Annotated in this window: 6 protein-coding genes and 1 pseudogene; 4 read left to right on the top strand and 3 right to left on the bottom strand. The window is 38.7% G+C overall.

Going from position 1 to position 4551, the window contains the following annotated elements:
- From AACY61_RS09190 to AACY61_RS09175, 4 genes and pseudogenes are all read left to right on the top strand, one after another.
- Nucleotides 1-383, top strand: a pseudogene (locus AACY61_RS09190) (DNA mismatch repair protein MutL); the annotation flags it as partial.
- A gap of 40 nt (nucleotides 384-423) precedes the next feature.
- Nucleotides 424-1167: a rhomboid family intramembrane serine protease gene (locus AACY61_RS09185; RefSeq protein ID WP_339611278.1), complete on the top strand. Its 744-nt coding sequence runs from the start codon at nucleotides 424-426 to the stop codon at nucleotides 1165-1167.
- Nucleotides 1168-1201: 34 nt separating this feature from the next.
- Entirely contained in the window at nucleotides 1202-2089 is an 888-nt protein-coding gene (locus tag AACY61_RS09180; protein WP_339611277.1) for a rhomboid family intramembrane serine protease, read from the top strand.
- A gap of 2 nt (nucleotides 2090-2091) precedes the next feature.
- Complete coding sequence (locus AACY61_RS09175; protein ID WP_339611276.1) at nucleotides 2092-3117, top strand: endonuclease/exonuclease/phosphatase family protein; 1026 nt, start codon at nucleotides 2092-2094, stop codon at nucleotides 3115-3117.
- A gap of 1 nt (nucleotide 3118) precedes the next feature.
- On the opposite strand, the gene AACY61_RS09170 is transcribed toward AACY61_RS09175, so the two are convergent.
- The 3 genes from AACY61_RS09170 to AACY61_RS09160 form a co-directional block, all read right to left on the bottom strand.
- Nucleotides 3119-3430 (bottom strand): DUF6122 family protein, encoded by a 312-nt coding sequence (locus AACY61_RS09170; RefSeq protein ID WP_339611275.1) that lies wholly within the window; start codon nucleotides 3428-3430, stop codon nucleotides 3119-3121.
- Nucleotides 3427-4065: a WbqC family protein gene (locus AACY61_RS09165; RefSeq protein ID WP_339611274.1), complete on the bottom strand. Its 639-nt coding sequence runs from the start codon at nucleotides 4063-4065 to the stop codon at nucleotides 3427-3429. Before AACY61_RS09165 ends, AACY61_RS09170 begins: the two co-directional genes overlap by 4 nt.
- A gap of 25 nt (nucleotides 4066-4090) precedes the next feature.
- Nucleotides 4091-4551 (bottom strand): arylesterase (locus AACY61_RS09160; protein ID WP_339611273.1); only part of this gene is annotated, 461 nt, incomplete at its 5' end.

Here is a 4551-nt window from a genome sequence, read left to right as displayed (position 1 = left end):
TTTCCAAAAAAGATGTGGCATTGCTTCAAAGTGTTAAAGAACAACTGGAATTTACAGGGTTTTCATTTGAAAGTTTTCTGGATGACCGCATTCAAGTAAAAGGAATTCCAACCATAACAACCGAGTCGGGAGTTCAAAAAATAATGGAAAACTTACTGGATGATCTCAGCAATGATGTGCCTGATGCCGGATTTAGTCAAAATGATGTCTTATCAAAATCAATGGCTAAATCACTGGCTGTAAAATCAGGAATATCCCTGGGCAAAGAACAACAGGAACATCTAGTGAATTGTTTGTTTGCTTGTAAGGAGCCCACAGTATCACCGGAAAATAAAGTAGTATTCATTACCGTTCCATTGGTAGATTTAGAAAAAAGATTTTAAAATAAGTAACTAATATTAAATTGTAGCATAAGCAAACATTATGGGTAGGATTACTGAAACTGTCAAAGTACTGCTGATTATCAACATTCTCTTTTTTGTAGGGTCAATGTCACTGGGAGATGAAGCTTACAGGCTTTTTTCCTTGTTTTTCTTTGAAAACCCAAACTTTGAAATTTGGCAACCCCTCACGCATATGTTTATGCACGGCGGAGTAACACATATTCTCTTCAATATGTATGCTTTATGGGCGTTTGGAGGCCCACTCGAACAACTCTGGGGCAGAAACAAATTTATCTTCTTCTACTTTTCAGCAGGTCTGGGTGCAGCATTAATTCATAGTCTGGTGAACTATTACCACTTTCAGGCAGGCTATGACGCCCTGCTTCAAGCCGGATTGGCTCCTGCCGAAATTCAGAACATGCTTTCAACAGGACAGTATCGCACCAGCCTTCTCGATGTGATGTCTAAAGACACCATCGAAAGCTTTTATGCTGCTTATATGACCCCTGCCGTAGGAGCTTCAGGTGCCATTTACGGTATCCTGGTGGCTTTTGCTATGATGTTTCCAAATGTGGAATTGTTCCTTATTTTTGTGCCTGTTCCTATAAAAGCGAAGTTTTTTATTCCGGTTTTACTACTTTTAGATTTGTTTTCAGGACTAACAGGCTTTTCAATATTCGGACAGAACATCGCCAATTGGGCACACCTGGGGGGAGCCCTGTTTGGGTTCATTATGATGTGGTATTGGAAGAAAAACAGCTTTAACCAAAACAGATGGTATTAATCCTTTCTTTGATTTATTTTAAATAAAAAGCTAAATGAACGCACTCGAACAAGCAAAATACAAGTATAAAATGGCCAATGTGGTTGAGAAACTGATTCTCGTCAATGTGCTTGTTTTTGTGTTGATGTACTTGATTCAGGTAGTCTTGTTTTTGTTTGAATGGCCTTTGAACAGTATCTCAGACTGGCTCGTGTTTTCAAAAGACCCTGAAGACCTGCTTTTTAAACCCTGGAGTATTATTACCTATGCATTTATGCATCAGGGCTTGCTTCATATTTTCTTTAATATGCTCATTTTATACTACTTTGGGAATTACTTTTTGACCTATTTTACTCCCAAACGCTTGCTTAATTTTTATTTTCTCGGCGCTATCAGTGGAGCCTTGATTTATATGTTGAGTTACAATGTGTTTCCCGCTTTTTCGGGAACAGGTAGATCCTATATGATGGGCGCGTCAGCCTCTGTAATGGCCATATTGGTGGGGATTGCAACCAAAGTGCCTCATTTGGGCATTCGGTTACTGTTTTTGGGAACGGTAAAACTATGGCAAATTGCTGCGTTCTTTGTCGTACTTGATTTGATCAGAATGCCGATGGGCAATGCCGGCGGTCATCTCGCTCACCTGGGAGGTGCTTTGCTTGGGTATGTATATGTAAAACAACTGGATAAAGGCAATGACATTGGTGCCTGGTGGGAATCAATTTCAGACTGGTTTGTGGGGCTGTTTACAAGCCCTAAAAAGAAACCTTTTAGAACAGTGCACCGCAACACCAAATCCACTAAACAAACTCCTAAAAGAGAAGATAAAAATAATAAGCAAAAAAAAATTGATGCCATTCTTGATAAAATAAGTAAAAGTGGATATGAAAGTCTGAGCAAGGAAGAAAAAGATTTTCTGTTTAAATCCGGTAACGAAGAGTAAGCATGAAAAAATTGGGGTTTATAGGTAAAGTACTTTATTTTTTTAACTCGTTGTTTGCCCTGGCTTTGTTGCTATCGTTGCTGGTGCCTTTTATTCCACCAAAGAGCTTTCCGTTTATTGGAGTGTTGAGTTTAGTGGTTTCTCCTTTATTGCTCATCAATTTGTTGTTTTTTGTTTATTGGTTGTTACGACTGAAACGGCAAATGCTATTTTCCTTAATAATTCTTGCAATCTGTTTTATTCAGTTCAATTCATTTTACAGAATACTGATGACAGACCCGCCACCCTTACAGGAAAAACAATTGAATGTAATGAGCTTCAATGTAAGGTTGTTCAATAATTATAATTGGTTACCTGCAAAAGATATTCCCCTGCAAATTAACAGCCTGATTAAAAAAAACAACCCTGAAATAATCAGCTTTCAGGAATATTCTAATAACTCCGAAATTGATTTAAAAGACTATGTGCATAAGTATATTGAGTTAAAAAAGCAAAAACCGGGCTTTGGTCAGGCTATTTATTCCAAATACCCCATTGTAAACTCAGGAAACCTCCTGTTTGAAAACACCTCAAACAACGCTATTTTTGTAGATGTGGTTAAAGCCCTTGATACCATTCGCATTTACAATGTTCATTTACAATCTATTCAAATCAATGAAGCGGATGTTGATTTTGACCAGGAACGGTCTAAACGACTTTTAAGAAGAATTGCAAACGCTTTTCAAATTCAGCAGTCCCAGGCTGAAAAATTTGTGGAACACAGCAACAATAACAACTATAAAACAATTGTTACAGCCGATCTGAACAATACCGCCTTTTCATATGTCTACAGAAAAATTAAAGGTGCCAAAAAAGACGCCTTTGCTGAAAGAGGAAAGGGTTTAGGAAAAACTTTTGAATTAAAAAAAATTCCATTACGCATCGATTTTATTTTTTCCGACCCGGCTTTTATGGTAAACAGTTTTGAAACCCACAGCGAAAAACTTTCTGATCATTATGCAATCTCTTCTGTATTGAGCTGGAATTGATTCAAATCCACAAACAATCTACGGCATCCGTAAAGATGTGCCACAACAAAGCAAAGCCTGCAATTCGCGTTTTGGTAAAAAACAACAGTAAAGAATAAAGCCCAATGGCAGCATAACTGTGTAGCAGATGAAACCCTATACTACAGCGGTTAGGGTCAAAAACAGGATCTGCCAAAAGATGATCCAGATCAATGAGCATTGCGAGTAAAAAAATCAAATAAACCCTAATATAGGAATTTCTAAAAAATAGGAACCCAATGCCCAGTGGCACTAAAAAATGCATCCCATAGTGAACAAAAAACTGAAGACTCATAGCGATTGACTTTCCAGATAGTGCAAGGCATTAGTGCCCTCATTAAAAAGTAAATCAAGTATGGAAAGGTTTGGTAAAAACCCATGATGTTTCTCCAGTACCTGCGTATATGGACTGTTCACAAAAGTCAATTCGTTTTTAGCTTTGACCAGATACCTGTAATCCTGAAAGGCATCAGCCTTTTTATGATATTCATTGGTGAAATAAATCTCCTGTTCCAAACCAAGGGCCTCAGAAACAACCTTAAAACACTCTAGATTAAACTCCATTAATGAACGAAAAGGTTTTTGATACAAGGGCGCAAAATCGTCTTCATAGAATTCAAAAAAAGGGGAGGTGCGATATGCAATCTGAATCGACTTCCAGTGCGCACGCTGCCACGGAAAATCGTTTTCAATACACACATTTTTATATTTTTGATGGCTGCGCTGACGTTCTCCACGTTTGCCCTTGGAGGTGTGTTTGATGGGAATATTAAGCAACAAGGGACCTTCGGGAGTAGCAATGAATGTGCGGTTTCTGTAGGTTTGTTTTTGGTAGTTGTCTTCCTTTTCAAAAGTGATTTTTTCTGCTTTTGCGATTGCAACAAAGTTTGCAATTGAACCAAAATAAACAGGGTGTATGAGTATGTGCATGGTCTTTAGTAAGTATTGTATAAACCTATTCAGCTTCTTTTTTAAGTAGAGGCCCCAAAACTTCCCAGACATTTCTGGCCATGAGTTGGTGGCCCTCTTCCGTAGGGTGTATTCCGTCGCGCTGATTCAGTTCAGGAACTCCTCCAACGTCTTCAAGTAAAAAGGGTATTAAGTAAAGATCATTTGCGCTCGCAAGTTCAGGAAAAAGCGTCCTGAAAGTAGAGGTGTATTCCGGACCCATATTGGGCGGAATTTCCATACCGGCAAGGATAATTTGGGCATCCTGGTTTTTCTCTTTGACAAAATCGATGATTTCCTGCAGGTTGTTTTTGGTTTCACTCAAAGGCACCCCCCTCAATCCATCATTGGAACCCAGCTCAAGAACAAATAAATCAACATGTTGATTGAGTACCCAGTTGATTCGGTTCTTGCCACTGGCTGTAGTTTCACCACTCAGTCCGGCATTGATAACCTGATAGTCCAAGC

The organism is uncultured Planktosalinus sp., assembly GCF_963973675.1.
In the GTDB taxonomy this organism is placed as follows: domain Bacteria; phylum Bacteroidota; class Bacteroidia; order Flavobacteriales; family Flavobacteriaceae; genus Planktosalinus.
This window is presented reverse-complemented; position numbering and strand designations above follow the sequence as displayed.

Coding starts and splice junctions, on each gene's coding strand:
- AACY61_RS09185 (WP_339611278.1), top strand. CDS start 424: ATGGGTAGGATTACTGAAACTGTCAAAGTACTGCTGATTATCAACATT.
- AACY61_RS09180 (WP_339611277.1), top strand. CDS start 1,202: ATGAACGCACTCGAACAAGCAAAATACAAGTATAAAATGGCCAATGTG.
- AACY61_RS09175 (WP_339611276.1), top strand. CDS start 2,092: ATGAAAAAATTGGGGTTTATAGGTAAAGTACTTTATTTTTTTAACTCG.
- AACY61_RS09170 (WP_339611275.1), bottom strand. CDS start 3,430: ATGAGTCTTCAGTTTTTTGTTCACTATGGGATGCATTTTTTAGTGCCA.
- AACY61_RS09165 (WP_339611274.1), bottom strand. CDS start 4,065: ATGCACATACTCATACACCCTGTTTATTTTGGTTCAATTGCAAACTTT.